The sequence below is a fragment of the Nonomuraea sp. NPDC050783 genome, from assembly GCF_040802095.1.
Taxonomy (GTDB): domain Bacteria; phylum Actinomycetota; class Actinomycetes; order Streptosporangiales; family Streptosporangiaceae; genus Nonomuraea.
On record NZ_JBFAHK010000018.1, the window covers coordinates 51,146 to 68,963 of the forward strand.

The following is a 17,818-nucleotide window of genomic DNA, read 5'->3' on the forward strand; positions in this document are numbered from 1 at the left end:
GAGGGGGTTATGGTGTTTTTCAAGTGGCGTCGGCGTGCCCTGGCGGCGGCCGGCGGAGTCGTGCTGGTCTCGTCCCTGACAGCCGGCGGCCTTCCCGAGGACGGGCACGCCCACGCGGCACCCGTACGGGCCGATGTGGCACGTGCCAAGGCCACCAGGCCGGGGGCGCTGCCGAAGACCCAGAAGGGGACCGTCGCCGTCAAGCGCTCGACCAGGATCGCCACGTCGGCGAAGGCCCTGACGGCCGCGGCGAACGACCGGGTGGGGCTGCGCGCGCTGGTCGTCGCGGTGGACGAGAACGACTGGGGCCTGGCGACCTGGCGCTCGACGCTCGACCGGGTGGGCGCCCAGTACGACGTGCTGCTCAGCAAGACCCAGCCGCTCAACGCCGCCGACCTGGTGCGCGCCGACGGGGCGGGCAAGTACAACGCCGTCCTGCTGACCAACAACTCGCTGCTCCACCAGGACGGCTCCGGCTACGTCAGCGGCCTCGACGCCACCGAGTGGAACGTTCTATGGGCCTACGAGCGCGACTACGGCGTCCGCCAGGTCTCGCTCTACACCGCCTACGGCACCTGGCCCGAGGACTACTGCCTGCGCCCCGGCAGCGAGGGCGGCGTCGGCGACACGCCCATCGGCACCCAGCTCACCACGGCGGGCGCCGGCGTGTTCGACTATCTCAAGGCCGGCGTCAACGTCCCGGTCTCGCTCTCGTACGTCTACCGCAGCACCATCGCCGGGGGCTGCTCGGCCGAGACCCTGATGACCAGCGGCTCCGACGTGCTCGGCGTGCGCAGCACCTCCAGCGACGGCCGCGAGCGCATGGCGCTGACGTTCACCTCCAACCAGTACCTGCCGCAGGCCGACCTGCTCACCTACGGCCTGTTCCGGTGGGCGACCCGGGGATTGTTCCTCGGCGAGCAGCGCCACTACCTCAACGTGGACGTGGACGACTGGTTCAGCGCCACCGACCACCTCTACCCGGACGGCCACGTCGAGTCCGACCCCGGCTACCGCGTGACCAGGGCCGACGCGCTGAGCACCTATAACCAGCAGGCCGCCTTCACCGCGGCCAACCCGCTCGCCGCCGGCTTCAAGCTGAACCTCGCCTACAACGGCGAGGGCGCCGACCCGGCCTCGCCGGCGACCTGCTCGACCCCGCCGTTCACCGCCGACGGGCTGACCAGCTACTCGCGCTGCCGCGCCGCCGCCTTCACCTGGGTCAACCACACGTTCACGCACCCGAAGATGAACTTCACGGACTACGCGACGAGCTACGCCGAGATCCGCGACAACCTGACCAGGGCCGCCGCGCTCGGCCTCAGCGTGGACCCGACCGTGCTCAAGACCGGCGAGTACTCCGGCCTCGGGGTCTACCACCCCGACGTGAACAACGACATCGACCCGCCCACCGACCACGGCCTGGCCGCCTCGAACCCGGACCTGCTCCAGGCCGCCAAGGACCTGGGCGTGAAGTACCTGCACGGCAACATGTCCTTCGCCAGCCACCAGCCGTCCTGCTTCAACTGCGGCATCCACCACCCGCTCCAGCCCACGCTGATGGTGGTGCCCGACTGGCCGACCAACATCGCCTACCACGCCACCGCGCCCGCCGAGGAGACGCTGTTCTACAACTCCTACTACGGGCCCAACGGCACGTTCCCCTACTGGCCGGCCGACCAGACCTACGCGCAGATCCTGGGCCACGAGAGCGACGTGGCGCTTCAGCACGTCATGTCGGGCTCGGTCTACGCCCACACCTTCCACCAGGGCAACCTGCGTGACTACGGCTCGGCCAAGAGCCTGGTCTTCGACTGGCTGAACGCGGTCATGGCCAAGTACAACGGCTACTACACCGTCCCGCTCCTCACCCCCAACTGGGGCGACCTCGCCCACTACGTGGACGACCGGACCAAGCACTTCGCCGGGCTGGCCGGGGTGAGCGCGGTCTACGACCGGGCGGCCGGCACGGTCACGTTCCAGTCGGGCGCGGACGCCGCCGTGTTCGCCACCAACGCCGCCGCCCCGGGCGCGACCGCGTACGGCACCGACTCCGTGGCCCGGCTGGCGCTCACCGCCGGCACCCCGGTCACGGTCCCGGCGAGCGTGCGCCCGTGAAGGTCACGCTCGTCTCGGAGGGCACGTACCCGTTCGCGATGGGCGGGGTGAGCGTGTGGATGGACCAGCTCATCAGGGGCATGCCCGACTACACGTGGGACGTCGTCGCCATGACGGTGGACGGCAGGGAGCGCCCGGTCTGGGAGCGCCCGCCGAACCTGCAGAAGGTCATCTCGGTGCCGCTGTGGACCGCCAAGTGGCGCCGGCGCTCCGGCAAGCCGCCCGGCAGCGGCTTCGCCCAGGTGTACGGGCGGTTCCTGGAGATGGTCCTCACCCCGGCCGTCCGGGGTGAGGGCGGCGCGGAGTTCCTCGCGACGCTGGAGCAGCTCTACCGCTTCGCCCACGAGGGCGGCGACCTCGTGGGCGCGCTCACCACCAACGAGTCGCTGTCGCAGCTCATGGACGCCTGGTACTGGAACAGGAGCGACCGGCTCACCCTGGCCGACGCGGTCGTGGCCGGGGACCTGATGGGCCACATGCTGCGCCCGCTGGCCGAGCCGCCGCCGCGCACGGACCTGACGCACGTCTCCATGAACGGCCTCAGCATGCTCATGGCGATGACCGCCAAGTGGCAGTACGGCACTCCGATCGTGCTCTCCGAGCACGGCGTCTACCTGCGGGAGCGCTACCTCCAGTACGTGGACGAGCCGGTCTCGCACGCCGTGCGGGTGCTGCTGCTCAGCTTCTTCCGCCGGCTGGCCACCGCGGCGTACGCGGCGGCCGACCGCATCGCGCCGCACTCGTCGTACAACCGGCGCTGGCAGCTCCGCAACGGCGCCGACCCCGGCCGCATCCGGATCATGTACAACGGCGTCGATCCCGCCGACTTCCCGGTGGCCACCACGGACCCGCCCGAGCCCACGATCGTCTTCATGGGCCGGGTGGACCCGCTGAAGGACCTGCACATGCTGATCCGCGCGTTCCAGATCGTCCGCGACAAGATCCCGGACGCGCGGCTGCGGGTCTTCGGCGGCGTGCCGAAGGGCAACGAGAGCTACCACGAGAGCTGCCTCGACCTCATCGCCGAGCTGGGGCTGGAGGGCTCGGCGGTCTTCGAGGGCCGGGTGGCCTCGCAGGTGGACGCCTACCACGCCGGCCAGGTCGTCGCGCTGACCAGCATCTCCGAGGGTTTCCCCTACACCGTGGTCGAGGCGATGGCCTGCGGCAGGCCCGTCGTCGTCACCAACGTCGGCGGGGTGGCCGAGGCGGTGGGGGAGGCCGGGTTCGTGGTGCCGCCGCGCGACCACGTGGCCGCCGCCGACGCCATGGTGCGGCTGCTGCACGACGGCGAGCTGCGCCACCGGCTCGGCCTGCTGGCCCGCGAGCGCGTGCTGACCCGCTTCACGCTGCGGCAGTCGCTCGACGACTACCGCGCGGTCTACCGGGAGTGCGTGGGGGCCCGCGCATGACGGCCGTGGACCCGTCCGTGGGCCGGCCCGTGAACCCCTCCGTCAACCCCTCCGTGGACCTCTCCGAGGACATCGACGACCTCATCGAGCCGATGGGCACCGGAGTCTTCCGCGCCGTCGAGCCGTTGCAGGTCGCGGCGATGCTGGAGTCCCAGGGGCTCAACGACAAGATCGCCCGCGAGCAGTACGACCACACCAGCGTCTTCTCCCTGGCCGAGACCGCCTACCAGCGGATCAGGACCATGGAGCGCCCGCCGTCGCACGTCCGCGCCCCGCTGCGGCGGGCCAGGCCGGCGGCGCAGATCCTGCACGGCCTGCTCTACGCCCTTCCCGCCGCCCTGCTGCCGGCCGCCTCGGGCCTGGTGGGCACCCAGTGGCTGATGCCCGGCCTGGTCCTGACCACGGGCCTCGGATGGGTGCTCGGCAGCGCGGCGTCCAACCTGGGCTACTCCCTCATGGGCCACGGGCACCCGCGCTCGGCGGGCCGGGTGCTGCGTACCGCGCTGCTGCTCGGCGTGCTGGGCGCCGCCGTCACCGGCGGCGTGATCGCCATCGCGCGCAACGGGCCCGCCCTGCTGATCGCCCTGTGCGTCATGCAGATGGCCTTCCAGGTCTCCTCCGGCATCCTGCTGTTCTACCGGCGGGAGGGCTGGCTCGCCGTGATCATGCTGCCCGCGGTCGCGGCCGGCCTGGCCTACATCATCGTCGGCGACAGCTTCGTGGGCCTGGTGGCGATCTGGGTGGGCTTCATGTGCATCGTCGCCACCGTGGCGGGCGCGGTGCGGCTGACGTTCATGCGTGACGAGGAGATCGGCGCCGAGCCGCCGCTGCGCGCGCTCGTCGAGGCGAACGCCCGCCTGCTGATCCCGTCGCTCTTCTACGCCACGCTGGGGGCGCTGTTCCTGCTCCAGGCCGAGGGCCGGTACGTGCTCGACCGCACCGACATCGCGGTGGCGGGCGCCGGGCTGGTCGTCGGCATGGGCATCCTGGAGTACCGGGCGCACACCTTCGAGGACGAGACCAGGGCCGCCATCGGCCAGGTCCGCTACCCGTCCGACTTCACCCGGCGCGGCCGGTGGCTGCTCGCCAAGGGCGTGCTCATCTGCCTCGCGGCGCTGGCCGCGCTGTCGGCGCTGCCCCTGGGGTTCCTCTACGTCACCGGCGCCCTGACGGCGGCCAGCGTCGCCATGGCGGCCGCGCACGTGATCGTCGGCGGCGCCTACTTCGTCGCGTTCCTGCTGTCCAACCAGGCGAAGATGGTGCACCTGTGCGGGGCCCAGGCGGCGGCGCTCGCCGTGCACCCGCTGGGCCGCCTGCTCCTGCCCCCCGGGCACTCCGCCCTGGCCGACGTCCTGCTCTTCGCCGCCGCCGCGTCGGTGTTCCTCGTGATCCTGGTCGTCCTGATGGGCCGCGGGCTCAAGGACGTCAGGCAGTACAGCTGATCCCTCCGACCTGGAGACATCCATGCACGTCGTCATTCTCGCGGGCGGCAAAGGAGTCCGCCTGCGTCCGTACACCTCCGCGCTGCCCAAGCCCCTGGTGCCGATCGGCGAGGAGTACGCCATCCTCGACATCATCCTCCAGCAGCTCGCCGGGCAGGGCTTCGCCACCGCGACGCTCGCGGTCGGGCACCTCAGCCCGCTGATCCGCGCGTTCGTGGGCGACGGCTCGCGCTGGGGGCTGACGGTGGACTACACCGAGGAGGTCAAGCCGCTGTCCACGATCGGGCCGCTCTTCCCGATCAGGGACCGGCTGCCCGAGCACTTCCTCGTGATGAACGGCGACGTCCTGACCACGCTCAACTACGCCGACCTGCTGGCGCGGCACGTCGAGTCGGGCTCCCCGCTGACCGTGGCGACCTCGCCGCGGGTGGTGAAGATCGACTTCGGCGTGCTGGAGACGCGGGGCGGCCACATCGTCGGCTTCCGCGAGAAGCCGCTGCTCAGCTACCTGGTGAGCATGGGCGTCTACGCCCTGTCCCGCTCGACCATCGAGCACTACCCCGAGGGCATGTCGTTCGGCTTCGACGAGCTGGTCCTCGAACTGCTCGCCCGCGACACCCCGCCCGGCGTCTACGAGTTCGAGGGCTACTGGCTCGACATCGGCCGGCCCGACGACTACGACGAGGCCAACGCCCGCTTCGACGAGATCAGGCCGCTGCTGCTGCCGTCGCGGGACCCGGTGCGATGAGCACGGTCGTGCTGTTCGGCGCCACCGGCTTCCTCGGCCGCCAGGTCAGGGACCTGCTGGCGGGCGACGAGCGGGTGACGCGGCTGCTGTGCCCCGGCCGCGGCGACCTGGACCTGCTGGCCGCCTCGCCCGGGGAGGCGGCCGGTCTGCTGCGCGAGGCCCGCCCGGCGGCCGTGCTGTGCTGCGTGGGGCGGATGTCGGGCGGGTACTCCGAGCTGTTCCGCGGCAACGCGGGGGTGGCCGCCCTGCTGCTGGAGGCGGTGGCCGCCGCCGCGCCGCGGGCCAGGTTCGTCCGGCTCGGCTCGGCCGCCGAGTACGGCCCCGCCCCGTACGGTCACGCGCACCACGAGAGCGACCCGGCCCGCCCCACCAGCCCGTACGGCATCAGCCACCTGGCCGGGACGCTCCTCGTCGAGCAGGCCCGCGAGGTGGACGGCCTGTCGCTGCGCGTCTTCAACCCGGTCGGCCCCGGCATCTCCGCCGACAACGTGCTCGGCCGCGCCAGGGACCTCATGAGGTCCGGCGGCCCGGTCGAGCTGGGCCCGCTCGGCGCGATGCGCGACTTCGTGGACGTCAGGGACGTCGCCGAGGCGGTGGTCCGCGCCGCGTTCGTGCCGGAGCCCGCCGAGCGCGTGATCAACGTGGGCAGCGGCCGGGCCGTCGCCGTGCGCGAGGCCGTCGAGCTGCTGGCCGGGGCGGCCGGGTTCACCGGCGGGATCCACGAGGGCGCCCCCGCCTCCGGCAGGTCGGGCGCGGTGCCGTGGAGCCAGGCCGACCCCGGCCGGGCGCGGGAGGTGCTGGGCTGGCGGCCCCGCTTCCCGCTCGCCGACTCGATCAAGGCGATGTGGTGAAGGTCCTCCTGGCGGGGGCGCTCCTGCTGTCCCTGACGGGCGTCCAGCCGGCCGCCCCGTCCCTGCGGGACGTGCGCTCGTTCACCTACGTCCTGCAGGACTACCCCGGAGGCCGCCTGGACGCCGTCGCCGCGGCGCCGCACCAGCTCGCGATCATCGACCTGTCCCGCGACGGCACCACCCGGGGGTACTTCACCCGCGCCGAGCTGGCCCGGGTGCGCGCGAGCGGCAAGAAGGTCCTGGCCTACTTCGAGATCGGCTCGATCGAGACCTTCCGCACCGAGTACCGCGGCCTGCCCCGTGACCTGGTGCTCAACGTCTGGCCCGACTGGCCGGACGAGTACTTCGTGCGCTACTGGGACCGGCGCTGGTGGGACCTGGTGGTCAGGCCCCGCGTGGACCAGGCGCTGAAGGCCGGGTTCGACGGCGTCTACCTCGACACGCCGCTGGCGTACGAGGAGATCGACCTCAAGCGGGTGCCCGGCGAGACCCGCGCCCGCCTGGCCAGGAAGATGAGCGACCTGATCGTCCGGATCAGCCGGTACGCCAAGAGCGTCCGCCCGGGTTTCCTCGTCGTCCCCCAGAACTCCCCGGAGCTGCGGCTCCAGCCCGGCTACGTCCAGGCCGTGGACGGCATCGGCATGGAGGAGCTGTTCGTCAGGGCCACCGACCGGCCCTGCGTCCAGGACTGGTGCGCGGAGAACCTGGCGCACGCCCTGGCCCTGCGCGAGCGCGGCAAGGCCGTGCTCGCCACCGACTACGCGCGCAGGCCGGCCGGCGTCGCCGCCGCCTGCGCCCGCTACCGCCGCCACGGCATAGCGGGAAACGTGACCGTGGTCGACCTCGACCGCGTCAGTCCGCCTTGTTCGAAGAGAGGATCGTGAGATGCCGAAGACAGTCGGCGTGATCGGCATGGGCTACGTCGGCCTGACGCTGACCGCCGCCCTGGCCCGCAAGGGCTACACCGTGTACGGCGTGGACAACAGCCCGCACGTGGTCGAGGCGTTGTCCAACGGCCGCATCCACGTGTACGAGCCGGGCGTCGAGGAGGCCTTCGCCGAGCACCTGGGCAGCACCATCATCATCTCCGACCGGCTGCCCGACCGGCCGCTCGACGCCGCGATCCTGTCCGTCTCCACGCCGGTGGACCTGTCCACCGGCGAGCCGAACCTGGGCAACCTGGCCGCCGCCGCCGAGCACGTCGCCGAGCACCCGGAGACGCTGGTCGTGGTCCGCAGCACCGTGCCCGTCGGCACCAGCAGGAAGATCGTGCTGCCCGCGCTCACCGCCCGCTGGGGCACCGCCAGGCTCGTCATGGCCCCCGAGCGCACCATCCAGGGCCAGGCGCTGCGCGAGCTGGTCGAGCTGCCCCAGGTGATCGGCGGGCTCGACGAGGAGAGCCTGCGGGCCGGCGTCGAGGTCTTCGAGGGCCTCGCCGACCAGATCGTGCCCGTCTCCAGCCTGGAGGCGGCCGAGCTGGTCAAGCTGTCCAACAACTGCCACACCGACCTGATCTACGCCTACGGCAACGAGATCGCGCTCATCGCCGAGCAGCACGGCCTCGACCCGCTGGAGGTCATCCGGGCCACCAACCTCGACTACCCGCGCCCCGACCTGGCCAAGCCGGGGTACGTGGGCGGCGGCTGCCTGTCCAAGGACCCGTACCTGATGATCGCCAGTGCGCCGCGGCAGAAGCCGTACCTGGTGGGGCAGGCACGCACGCTCAACGAGCGGCTGCCCGCGCACGTCGCCGGGCGCGTGGTGGAGCTGATCCGCGAGACCGTCGGCCACACGGAGGGCGCCACGCTGTCGGTGCTCGGCTGGGCCTACAAGGGCTGGCCCGCCACCGACGACATGCGCGGCACGCCCATCGCCGACATGATGCCGCTCTTCCGCGCCGCCGGGCTCACCGTGCTCGGCCACGACCCGATGGTCACCGACCAGGTCATCCGCGAGTACGGCGGCGAGCCGGTCAGCCTGGACAAGGCGTTCGCCGACGCCGACGCGATGATCGTCATCAACGACCACCCCGACTACCGCGCGCTGGAGGTCGAGACCTGGCTCGGCTCCTCCCGGCTGCGCGTGTTGTTCGACTCGTGGCGCATCCTCGACGAGGCCGCCGTCGTCCGGCACGGCGTCCGCTACGCCGGCATCGGCTACACCGCCAAGGAGGTCGTGGCGTGAAGACCCTGCTGCTGGGCGGCGCCGGGTTCATCGGGCTGCACCTGGCCCGCCGGCTGCGTGCCGACGGGCACGACGTCACCGTCATCGACGACTTCTCCCGGGGCCGCCGCGACGACGCGCTGGACGAGCTGGACGTGGAGGTGCGCTCGGCCGACCTCACCGACCCGGCCGCCTACGCGGCGATCGAGCCGGGCTGGGACCAGGTCCACATGCTCGCCGCCGTCGTCGGCGTCCGCAACGTGGAGAAGGACCCGGCCCGGGTGATCAGGGTCAACACCCTGGCCCTGATGCACCTGCTCGACTGGCTGCGCCCCGGCGACCGGCTGTTCTTCGCCTCCACCAGCGAGGCGTACGCGGGCGCCGTCACCACCGGTCTGGCCCCGGTGCCCACGCCCGAGACCGTGCCGCTGGTGATCGAGGACGTCGGCTCGCCGCGGTACACGTACGCGATCAGCAAGCTGCTCGGCGAGGCCGCGGTGCTGCACACCGCCCGCGCCAAGGGGTTCGAGGCCGTCATCGGGCGCTTCCACAACGTCTACGGCCCCCGCATGGGCGCCGACCACGTCATCCCCGAGCTGTCGCTGCGGGCCGCCCGCGGCGAGGACCCCTTCACCCTCTACGGCGCCGACCAGAGCAGGGCCTTCTGCTACGTGGACGACGCGGTCGAGGCCGTGGTCCGCCTCATGGCCACGCCCGAGGCCGCCGGACGGATCGTGCACATCGGCAACGACGCCGAGACCAACATCGGCGACCTGGCCAAGCTGGTGCTGCGCGTGGCCGGCGTCAACCCCGCCATCGACCACGTGCCCGCCCCCGCGGGCTCGGTCGCGCGCCGCTGCCCCGACCTCACGCTGCTGCGCGAGCTGACCGGCTACGAGCCGCGCGTCGCCCTGGAGGAAGGCGTGCGCAGGACGTTCACCTGGTACCAGGAGTCGTGGAAGCCGTGAACCGCAAGCCCATCGCGTTCTACTACGGCAACGGCCATCTCGACCGGCTGACCGGGTTCGACAAGGTCGTGCTGCAGGCCGAGCCCAACTTCTACAGCACCGAGGAGCTGGAGCTGCTGCGGGCGCGCGGCGTGCAGACGCTCGGCTACCTGTCGCTGACCGAGGACGTCGGCCCGCCCGCCCCCTGGCACCGCGAGGAGCGCAACCCCGACTGGGGCGGCGCGTTCGTCCACTGCGGCGATCCGCGCTGGGTGGCGCACGTCGTGGACCAGGCGCGCGAGGCCATGTCCCGCGGCTTCGCCGGCCTGTTCCTCGACACGCTGAACATCGAGTTCAACTACCCGGAGGACCTGCCGCACCTGCTCTTCCTCATCGCGGCGATCAGGGAGGAGGCCAAGCCGGAGTACATGCTGGCCAACCGGGGGTTCGGGCTGCTGCCGCAGCTCGCCGAGCTGGTGGACGGCATCCTGTTCGAGTCGTTCTCGGCCCGCTGGGTGGACACCGAGTCGTACGGGCCGTGGCCCGACGACGTGCTGGAGACGCACGCCGAGGTCGCCGAGCGGCTGCTCGGCCTGGACGTGGACCTCTACGCGCTCGACTACGCCGAGGACGAGGAGCTGACCGAGTTCGCCTACCGCAGGGCACGCGAGTTCGGCATGCTCTGCTTCGTCACCGACCGCGTGCTGTCGAAGATCTGAGACGCCGCCGCCCGGCGGCGGCGTCTCCCCCCATTTCCTAGCTGATGCGCCAGGTGTCGCCGCCCATGAGCAGCTCGCCCAGGTCGCCGGCGCCCTGCCGCTGCGTGGCCGTGTCGAGCTGCTCGCTCATCAGCGACTCGTACGACGGCCGCTCCACGCTGCGGAAGATGCCGATCGGCACGTGCTCGAACGCCGGCTCGTCCAGCCGGGACAGCGCGAACGCCACCGACGGGTCGGGGTTGTGCGCGTCGTGCACGAGGATGCGATCCTCGCTCACGCCCGCCCGCGGCACGACCTCGATGCCGCCGTTCGCGGCGCGCACGACGGCCTTGGAGGCGCTCACGATCGGCCGGCCGTGCTCCAGCCGCAGCGTGACGTCGTCGCGCAGCTCGGGGTCCTTGAGCGGCGCGAAGGCGTCGTCGTTGAAGATGTTGCAGTTCTGGTAGATCTCCACCAGCGACGTGCCGCGGTGCTCGGTGGCCTCGCGCAGCACCGACTGCAGGTGCTTGCGGTCGGAGTCGATGGTGCGGGCCACGAACGACGCCTCGGCGCCGATGGCCAGCGAGATCGGGTTGAACGGCTTGTCCAGCGAGCCCATCGGCGTCGACTTGGTGATCTTGCCGACCTCGGAGGTGGGCGAGTACTGGCCCTTGGTCAGCCCGTAGATCCTGTTGTTGAACAGCAGGATGTTGAGGTTGACGTTGCGGCGCAGCGCGTGGATCAGGTGGTTGCCGCCGATCGACAGCGCGTCGCCGTCACCGGTGATCACCCACACGCTCAGGTCGGGCCGGCTGGCGGCCAGGCCGGTCGCGATCGCCGGCGCGCGGCCGTGGATGGAGTGGAAGCCGTAGGTGTTGAGGTAGTAGGGGAAGCGCGAGGAGCAGCCGATGCCCGACACGAACACGATGTTCTCGCGCCGCAGCCCCAGCTCCGGCAGGAAGCTCTGCACCGCGGCCAGGATCGCGTAGTCGCCGCACCCCGGGCACCAGCGCACCTCCTGGTCGGACTTGAAGTCCTTCAGGGTCTGCTTGGCGTCGGTCTTCGGGACGAGCGACAGGCCCTTCCCGTTCACCAGCTCAGTCACTGTCGATCACGTCCTGGATGACTCCGGCCAGCTCCTCGGCCTTGAACGGGAGCCCGCGCACACGGTTGTAGCTGATCACGTCGACGAGGTAGCGCGCCCGCAGCAGCAGCGCGAGCTGGCCCAGGTTGATCTCGGGCAGCAGCACCTTGTCGTAGCGCTTGAGCACCTCGCCGGTGTTGGCCGGCAGGGGGTTGAGGTGGCGCAGATGGGCCTGGGCGACCTTGCCGCCGGCCGCCCTGATGCGGCGCGCGGCCGCGGCGATCGGCCCGTACGTCGAGCCCCACCCGAGCACCAGCACGCGCGCGTCGCCGTCGGGGTCGTCCACCACGAGGTCGGGGACGTCGATGCCGGCGATCTTGGCGGCCCGGGTGCGGACCATGAGGTCGTGGTTGTTGGGGTCGTAGGAGATGTTGCCGGTGCCGTCGGCCTTCTCGATGCCGCCGATCCGGTGCTCCAGGCCCGGCGTGCCGGGCACGGCCCACGGGCGGGCCAGCGTCTCGGTGTCGCGCTTGAACGGCAGGAACGCGCCGTCCTCCCCGTTGGGGGCGGTGGTGAACTCCTGCGAGATGTCCGGCAGCTCGGAGACCTCCGGCAGCCGCCACGGCTCGGAGCCGTTGGCGAGGTAGCCGTCGGACAGCAGCATGACCGGCGTGCGGTACTTCACGGCGATCCTGGCCGCCTCGATGGCCGCGTCGAAGCAGTCGCTCGGCGACATCGGCGCCACGATCGGCACCGGCGACTCGCCGTTGCGGCCGAACATGGCCATCAGCAGGTCGGTCTGCTCGGTCTTGGTCGGCATGCCGGTGCTCGGGCCGGCGCGCTGCACGTCCACGACGATCAGCGGCAGCTCGGTGGTGACGGCCAGGCCGACCGTCTCGGCCTTGAGCGCCACGCCCGGGCCGCTCGTCGTGGTCACGCCGAGCGCGCCGCCGAAGGCGGCCCCCAGCGCCGCGCCGACGCCCGCGATCTCGTCCTCCGCCTGGAAGGTGCGGATGCCGAACCGCTTGTGCTTGCTCAGCTCGTGCAGGATGTCGCTGGCCGGGGTGATCGGGTACGAGCCGAGGAACAGCGGCAGCTTCGCCTGCACGCTCGCGGCGATCAGGCCGTAGGCGAGGGCCTGGTTGCCGGAGATGTTGCGGTAGACGCCCGGCGCCAGCCGGGCCGGCTTGACCTCGTAGGAGACCGAGAACGACTCGGTGGTCTCGCCGTAGTTCCAGCCCGCCTGGAAGGCCGCGATGTTGGCCTTGGCGATCTCGGGCTTCTTGGCGAACTTCGTCTCCAGGAACTTGATCGTGTGCTCGGTCGGCCGGTGGTAGAGCCACGACAGCAGGCCGAGGGCGAACATGTTCTTCGACCGCTCGGCGTCCTTCTTCGAGATGTCGAAGCCTTCGAGGGCCTTGACCGTGAGCGAGGTCAACGGCACCGCGTGCACCCGCCACTCGCTGAGCGAGTCGTCCTCCAGCGGGCTGGTGGCGTAGCCGACCTTCTGCAGGTTGCGCTTGGTGAACTCGTCGGTGTTGGCGATGATGTCGCCGCCGCGCGGCAGGTCTCCGAGGTTGGCCTTGAGCGCGGCGGGGTTCATGGCCACCAGCACGTTCGGCGCGTCGCCGGGCGTGAGGATGTCGTGGTCGGCGAAGTGGAGCTGGAAGCTCGACACCCCGGGCAGGGTGCCCGCGGGGGCGCGGATCTCGGCCGGGAAGTTGGGCAGGGTCGACAGGTCGTTGCCGAACTCCGCCGTGCCCGCCGTGAAGCGATCGCCGGTGAGCTGCATGCCGTCGCCGGAGTCGCCAGCGAATCTGATGATCACGCGGTCGAGTTGCTGGACCTGCTTTGTCACAGCTCAGTCCTCCTCGACGCGCCAAGGCGCGGTTGCATTGGGCGCGTTCTCTGTTTCCATGCTAGATCCTCGGAAGGTCACGCGTTTGCACGCCGCCGAATGCGGGTAAACGCGGTCGGAGTCAGGGTGAGGTCGGAGAACAACGACGACACAGTCCGGACGCGAGCCTGCAGAGGTCTACATGCAGGCGGGCGAACAGGACGGTTCGGGTCACGAGCGCCAACTATACGTCCCCCCAACACGTGCGCTACGTCAGGGGCTGCTTACGGGACGGCTCGCTCCCTGACCTGTACAGGTGTCCGGCCTGCATGCCGGCAGGTCCGTACAACTCAGGAACGGTGACGAAGCTGTAACCCTTCCCGCGCAACCTTTTGAGGATGTCCGGAACGGCGGCCACGGATTCCCGGCGGATGTCGTGCATCATGATGATCGCACCCGGATGGGCGCCGCGCACACCCCTATCCGCGATGTCTGGGGTCGTGCCCCCGCGCTGGTCCGCGGTGTCCACGTCCCCGGCGACCAGCGCGTATCCCTTCTCCCTCGCGACGTTGCGCAAATCCTTGCCCACGGCCCCGTACGGCGGCCGCACCAGCGTCGGCGACTGCCCGGTGGCCGCGGCGACCGCGCCGCGGGTGCGCTCCAGCGAGTCGGCGATCTTCGCGCTCGACTGTTTCGACAGGTCCGTATGCGTCCAGCTGTGGTTGCCGACCAGGTGGCCCTCCGCGCTCATCCGGCGCAGCAGGCCGGGCTGGGCGGCGGCGCTGGCGCCGACGACGAAGAACGTCGCGCGGGCCCCCTCGCGGCGCAGGACGTCCAGCAGCTCGGCGGTGTAGGGGCCGGGGCCGTCGGCGAAGGTCAGGGCCACGCACTTGGCGGTGGCGCAGTTCACACCGCCCGCGCGGCCACCGGCCGCCGCGGGGCCTCGGGACGGCGCGGCCTTGGGCGTCGTCCCGGAGGGTGCCGTCTGAGAAGGTGCCACCTGGGAGGGTGCCGTCCGGGAGGGCGCTGTCTGGGAGGGTGCCGCCTGGGAGGGCGCCGACTGGGGCGGGGCCGGGTTGTGGCGCTCGGCCGTGGCCTGCTGGGCGCGGCGGCCGAACTCCGACAGCAGCGGCGTCGCCCGGCCCGCCGGCACCGCCACGGCCAGCCGGCCGAGCCGGCACGGCGCGAGCTGGCAGTCGTCGAACTCCACGACCAGGTCCCCGTCGCGGTTGAAGGCCATCGAGTCGAACTGGTCGCCTTCCCCCGTGACCTCGTTCCGCTCGACCTGCGCGCCGCGGCTCTTGAGCTGCTGCCTGACCAGCGCGGCCAGCCGCCGCAGGGCGTCGCCGCCGGCGAGCAACCCGGCCGAGCCCGTCGCCCGGCCGGCGCGCGGGTCGTACCAGAGCGTGCGCGTGGAGTTCTCCCAGCCCGTTCCGGTGAACTCGCCGCTGCGCAGCCGGACCGCGACCGCCTGGGGGGAGGCGGCGGCGAGCTGCCAGTCCACGTTCAGCTCCGGCCGCGGGCCGCCGGTGATCTCGTCGCCGGCCCGCTCGCGGAAGTCGCGCAGCTGCCGCCGCGCCTGCTCGCGCAGCGCCCTGCCGAGCGCGGGCGCGTCGGCCAGCTCCGGGTAGGCGATGTGCACGTAACGCGATCCCCGGGCGGCGCGGCCGTCCGTGAGCGTCCTGGGGGACAGGCCGGGGACGGACGCCGGGTCGACGAAGTCGATCAGCGTCGGCTCTGCCGGGACCATGACGTCCCGCTCGGGGGAGGCCGCGGCCAGCCCGCATCCTCCGGCGGAGAGGACCAGCAGAGCGATTCCAGCAACGGATCGCGTTTTGTGCATGTATGTCAGATTATGAGAGCGATCTTGCTGTTTATCCCGCTTTGAGGTGATGAGGTGGGAGGTTTTGCCGGATCCTGGGTTTGGCGGCGCCCCTGGGCTCCCCGGGGCGGGCGGGTTACGATCGCGCCATGGACGGCTACTTCGGGTCGTACGCGCTGGTCGCCGCGCTGTTCGCCATCGGCGTCGCCATCGTGGCCGGCGCCCTCATGGCCAACCGCCTGCTCCGCCCGACCCGCCCCACGCCGGAGAAGCTGACCACGTACGAGTGCGGCATCGACCCGGTCGGCGAGGGATGGGCGCAGTCGCAGGTCCGCTACTACGTCTTCACCTATCTGTACGTCGTCTTCGCCGTGGACGCGGTCTTCCTGTTCCCCTGGGCCACGGTCTTCGACGCGCCCGGCTTCGGCCTGACCACGCTCGTGGAGATGTTCGTCTTCCTGGCCTTCATCGCGCTCGGCATCGTCTACGCCTGGCGCAAGCGGGTGCTCACCTGGACCTAGATCCCGGGCTTTCTTGGCGTTGCCGCTGATCCGCGCGAGAATGGGGAGCATGGCAGCGACGGATCTCCCGATGCCCACCGTGGGCCCGATCTCGCGGCTGGCGCCCAAGCCGATGCGCTTCGTGCTCAACTGGGGCCGCCGCTACTCCCTGTGGGTGTTCAACTTCGGGCTGGCCTGCTGCGCCATCGAGTTCGTGGCCACGTCCATGAGCCGGCACGACTTCATCAGGTTCGGGGTCATCCCGTTCGCCAACGGCCCGCGCCAGGCCGACCTCATGATCGTCTCCGGCACGGTCACCGACAAGATGGCCCCCGCCGTCAAGCGCCTCTACGAGCAGATGCCCGACCCCAAATACGTCATCTCGTTCGGCGCCTGCTCCAACACCGGCGGCCCCTACTGGGACTCCTACTGCGTGACGAACGGCGTCGACCAGATCATCCCCGTGGACGTCTACGTCCCCGGCTGCCCGCCCCGCCCCGAGGCGCTGCTGTACGGCATCACCAAGCTGCAGGAGAAGATCGCCGGCGAACGCCTCAGCGACCGCTACGTGTGGTCGCGCCCGCACGGCTCGCCCGGCTCCTCCCAGGGCTCCCCGCGGGAGGAGGCGTGACCTCCTCCCCGGCGCTCCACGAGCGCGTCGGCGAGCGGTTCGGCGAGCGCGCCCGCGTCTCCGAGTCCTACGGCGATGTCACCGTGGACGTCGGGCCCGCCGACTGGATCGGGCTGCTGACCTTCGCCCGCGACGACCTCGGCCACGTCTTCTTCGACTGGCTGACCGGCGTGGACGAGCCGCCCGACACCTTCCAGGTCGTCGCGCACGTCTACCACCCGGCCGCCGGCGAGCGGCTGCTCCTGCGCACGGCCGTCCCGCGCGCCGACCCCCGCCTGCCCAGCGCCGTCGGCGTCTACCGGGGGGCCGACTGGCACGAGCGCGAGACGTACGAGATGTTCGGCGTCGTCTTCGACGGCCACCCCAACCTCGTGCCCCTGCTGCTGCCCGACGGCTTCGAGGGCCATCCGCTGCGCAAGGACTTCATCCTGGCCGCCCGCGTCGCCAAGCCCTGGCCCGGCGCGAAGGAGCCGGGCGAGTCCGGGCACGGCGCCCCGAGCCGCCGCCGCACCCTGCCGCCCGGCGTCCCCGCCGACTGGGGCACCCCGCCCACCTGACCCGCTGGAGCCGTCCGATGCTGCTGCACGTGGTGCTGAGCTTCGCCGCCATCCTCGTCGTGTTCCTGGTGCTGCCCCTGATCGTGGGGCAGACCGAGCACAAGGTCATGGCCCACATGCAGTCGCGCCTCGGCCCCATGTACGCCGGGGGCTTCCACGGCTGGGCGCAGCTCATCGCCGACGGCGTCAAGTTCGCCCAGAAGGAGGACGTCATCCCGGCCGCGGCCGACCGCCGCGTCTTCATGATCGCGCCCGGGGTGGCGCTGGTGCCTTACCTGGTGATGCTCATCGCCATCCCGTTCGACCGCGACTTCGTGGCCGTCGACCTCGACCTCGGCCTGTTCTTCGTGCTGGCGGTCATGGGCGTGGGCGTGCTCGGGGCGATCATGGCGGGGTGGGCCTCGGCCAACAAGTACTCCGTGCTCGGCGGCATGCGCACGGCGGCCCAGCTCATGTCGTACGAGCTGCCGCTGGTCCTGGCCGCCTCCTCGGTCGCGATGGCCGCAGGGACGCTGTCCATCCCCGGCATCGTCGAGGCGTGGCAGTGGTGGTGGCTGCCGTGGCAGGCGGTCGGCGGCGTGGTCTTCTTCCTGGCCGGGCTGGCCGAGCTGCGGCGGCCGCCGTTCGACATGCCGATCGCCGAGTCCGAGATCATCATGGGGCCGATGACCGAGTACACCGGCATGCGCTTCGCGCTGTTCATGCTCGCCGAGTACGTCGGGATCGTCGTGCTGTCGCTGCTGACGACCGTGTTGTTCCTGGGCGGGTGGCACGGGCCGCTCCTGCCGGGGTGGTTGTGGACGCTGGTCAAGGTGTTCGCGCTGTCGTTCGTGGTCATCTGGCTGCGGGTGACCTACCCGCGGCTGCGCGAGGACCAGCTCCAGAAACTGGCCTGGGCCGTCCTGGTGCCGCTGGCGCTCGGCCAGCTCGCCCTCACCGGCGTGGTGAAGGTGCTGCTGTGAAACCCTGACCGGCCGTCCGTCCTACAGTCGGGGCCCTCTCGCGGAAGGA

16 protein-coding genes and 1 pseudogene are annotated in these 17,818 nt (G+C 71.4%); 13 read left to right on the forward strand and 4 right to left on the reverse strand.

The annotated features are described in order from the left end of the window. Nucleotides 1-9 precede the first annotated feature (9 nt). Genes AB0H75_RS36305 through AB0H75_RS36345 form a run of 9 tightly spaced genes read left to right on the forward strand, consistent with a single transcriptional unit; the run spans nt 10 to nt 10,397 of the window. Nucleotides 10-2,118, forward strand: coding sequence for a hypothetical protein (locus AB0H75_RS36305; protein ID WP_367804184.1), 2,109 nt, complete (start codon nt 10-12; stop codon nt 2,116-2,118). Then, a complete protein-coding gene (pelF, locus tag AB0H75_RS36310) occupies nt 2,115-3,527 on the forward strand; it encodes a GT4 family glycosyltransferase PelF (protein WP_367804185.1) in 1,413 nt (470 codons plus the stop codon). The genes AB0H75_RS36305 and pelF overlap by 4 nt, the downstream gene beginning before the upstream one ends. Next, a complete protein-coding gene (locus AB0H75_RS36315) occupies nt 3,524-4,969 on the forward strand; it encodes a hypothetical protein (protein ID WP_367804186.1) in 1,446 nt (481 codons plus the stop codon). The genes pelF and AB0H75_RS36315 overlap by 4 nt, the downstream gene beginning before the upstream one ends. 22 nt (nt 4,970-4,991) lie before the next feature. Beyond that, on the forward strand, nt 4,992-5,717 hold the full coding sequence (locus AB0H75_RS36320) for a sugar phosphate nucleotidyltransferase (protein WP_367804187.1): 726 nt from the start codon (nt 4,992-4,994) through the stop codon (nt 5,715-5,717). Continuing rightward, nucleotides 5,714-6,568, forward strand: coding sequence for an NAD-dependent epimerase/dehydratase family protein (locus tag AB0H75_RS36325; RefSeq protein ID WP_367804188.1), 855 nt, complete (start codon nt 5,714-5,716; stop codon nt 6,566-6,568). Before AB0H75_RS36320 ends, AB0H75_RS36325 begins: the two co-directional genes overlap by 4 nt. Next, a complete protein-coding gene (locus AB0H75_RS36330; protein ID WP_367804189.1) occupies nt 6,565-7,452 on the forward strand; it encodes an endo alpha-1,4 polygalactosaminidase in 888 nt (295 codons plus the stop codon). The genes AB0H75_RS36325 and AB0H75_RS36330 overlap by 4 nt, the downstream gene beginning before the upstream one ends. A 1-nt stretch (nt 7,453) precedes the next feature. Next, nucleotides 7,454-8,752 carry a nucleotide sugar dehydrogenase gene (locus AB0H75_RS36335; protein WP_367804190.1) on the forward strand — a complete coding sequence of 433 codons (1,299 nt, stop codon included), beginning with the start codon at nt 7,454-7,456 and terminating at the stop codon, nt 8,750-8,752. Further along, entirely contained in the window at nt 8,749-9,699 is a 951-nt protein-coding gene (locus AB0H75_RS36340) for an NAD-dependent epimerase/dehydratase family protein (RefSeq protein WP_367804191.1), read from the forward strand. Before AB0H75_RS36335 ends, AB0H75_RS36340 begins: the two co-directional genes overlap by 4 nt. Beyond that, nucleotides 9,687-10,397 carry a hypothetical protein gene (locus AB0H75_RS36345; protein WP_367804192.1) on the forward strand — a complete coding sequence of 237 codons (711 nt, stop codon included), beginning with the start codon at nt 9,687-9,689 and terminating at the stop codon, nt 10,395-10,397. The genes AB0H75_RS36340 and AB0H75_RS36345 overlap by 13 nt, the downstream gene beginning before the upstream one ends. 37 nt (nt 10,398-10,434) lie before the next feature. On the opposite strand, the gene AB0H75_RS36350 is transcribed toward AB0H75_RS36345, so the two are convergent. The 4 genes from AB0H75_RS36350 to AB0H75_RS36365 form a co-directional block, all read right to left on the reverse strand. Beyond that, nucleotides 10,435-11,481 (reverse strand): 2-oxoacid:ferredoxin oxidoreductase subunit beta, encoded by a 1,047-nt coding sequence (locus tag AB0H75_RS36350; protein ID WP_367804193.1) that lies wholly within the window; start codon nt 11,479-11,481, stop codon nt 10,435-10,437. Continuing rightward, nucleotides 11,474-13,318, reverse strand: a complete 1,845-nt coding sequence (locus tag AB0H75_RS36355; RefSeq protein ID WP_367804194.1) for a 2-oxoacid:acceptor oxidoreductase subunit alpha — start codon at nt 13,316-13,318, stop codon at nt 11,474-11,476. Before AB0H75_RS36355 ends, AB0H75_RS36350 begins: the two co-directional genes overlap by 8 nt. A gap of 121 nt (nt 13,319-13,439) precedes the next feature. Beyond that, the gene (locus tag AB0H75_RS36360) at nt 13,440-13,532 is read right to left on the reverse strand and encodes a putative leader peptide (RefSeq protein ID WP_367804195.1); all 93 of its coding nucleotides are present in this window, start codon (nt 13,530-13,532) and stop codon (nt 13,440-13,442) included. 33 nt (nt 13,533-13,565) lie between these two features. Then, nucleotides 13,566-15,140 (reverse strand): polysaccharide deacetylase family protein, encoded by a 1,575-nt coding sequence (locus AB0H75_RS36365; protein WP_367804196.1) that lies wholly within the window; start codon nt 15,138-15,140, stop codon nt 13,566-13,568. A gap of 128 nt (nt 15,141-15,268) precedes the next feature. Between AB0H75_RS36365 and AB0H75_RS36370 the strand changes: the two genes are divergently transcribed. The 4 genes and pseudogenes from AB0H75_RS36370 to AB0H75_RS36385 form a co-directional block, all read left to right on the forward strand. Then, nucleotides 15,269-15,640 carry an NADH-quinone oxidoreductase subunit A gene (locus tag AB0H75_RS36370; RefSeq protein ID WP_367804197.1) on the forward strand — a complete coding sequence of 124 codons (372 nt, stop codon included), beginning with the start codon at nt 15,269-15,271 and terminating at the stop codon, nt 15,638-15,640. A 112-nt stretch (nt 15,641-15,752) separates the two neighbouring features. Next, on the forward strand, nt 15,753-16,250 hold the full coding sequence (locus tag AB0H75_RS36375; protein ID WP_367804343.1) for an NADH-quinone oxidoreductase subunit B: 498 nt from the start codon (nt 15,753-15,755) through the stop codon (nt 16,248-16,250). After that, nucleotides 16,247-16,807 carry an NADH-quinone oxidoreductase subunit C gene (locus AB0H75_RS36380; RefSeq protein WP_367804198.1) on the forward strand — a complete coding sequence of 187 codons (561 nt, stop codon included), beginning with the start codon at nt 16,247-16,249 and terminating at the stop codon, nt 16,805-16,807. Before AB0H75_RS36375 ends, AB0H75_RS36380 begins: the two co-directional genes overlap by 4 nt. A gap of 50 nt (nt 16,808-16,857) precedes the next feature. Further along, nucleotides 16,858-17,769 (forward strand): annotated as a pseudogene (locus tag AB0H75_RS36385) (NADH-quinone oxidoreductase subunit H); the annotation flags it as partial. Nucleotides 17,770-17,818 lie beyond the last annotated feature (49 nt).

What these genes read in the sequence shown, in the direction of transcription:
- AB0H75_RS36325 (WP_367804188.1), top strand. Translation starts at nt 5,714, where the DNA reads ATGAGCACGGTCGTGCTGTTCGGCGCCACCGGCTTCCTCGGCCGCCAG.
- AB0H75_RS36315 (WP_367804186.1), top strand. Translation starts at nt 3,524, where the DNA reads ATGACGGCCGTGGACCCGTCCGTGGGCCGGCCCGTGAACCCCTCCGTC.
- AB0H75_RS36365 (WP_367804196.1), bottom strand. Translation starts at nt 15,140, where the DNA reads ATGCACAAAACGCGATCCGTTGCTGGAATCGCTCTGCTGGTCCTCTCC.
- AB0H75_RS36375 (WP_367804343.1), top strand. Translation starts at nt 15,753, where the DNA reads ATGCGCTTCGTGCTCAACTGGGGCCGCCGCTACTCCCTGTGGGTGTTC.
- AB0H75_RS36370 (WP_367804197.1), top strand. Translation starts at nt 15,269, where the DNA reads ATGGACGGCTACTTCGGGTCGTACGCGCTGGTCGCCGCGCTGTTCGCC.
- AB0H75_RS36305 (WP_367804184.1), top strand. Translation starts at nt 10, where the DNA reads ATGGTGTTTTTCAAGTGGCGTCGGCGTGCCCTGGCGGCGGCCGGCGGA.
- AB0H75_RS36320 (WP_367804187.1), top strand. Translation starts at nt 4,992, where the DNA reads ATGCACGTCGTCATTCTCGCGGGCGGCAAAGGAGTCCGCCTGCGTCCG.
- AB0H75_RS36335 (WP_367804190.1), top strand. Translation starts at nt 7,454, where the DNA reads ATGCCGAAGACAGTCGGCGTGATCGGCATGGGCTACGTCGGCCTGACG.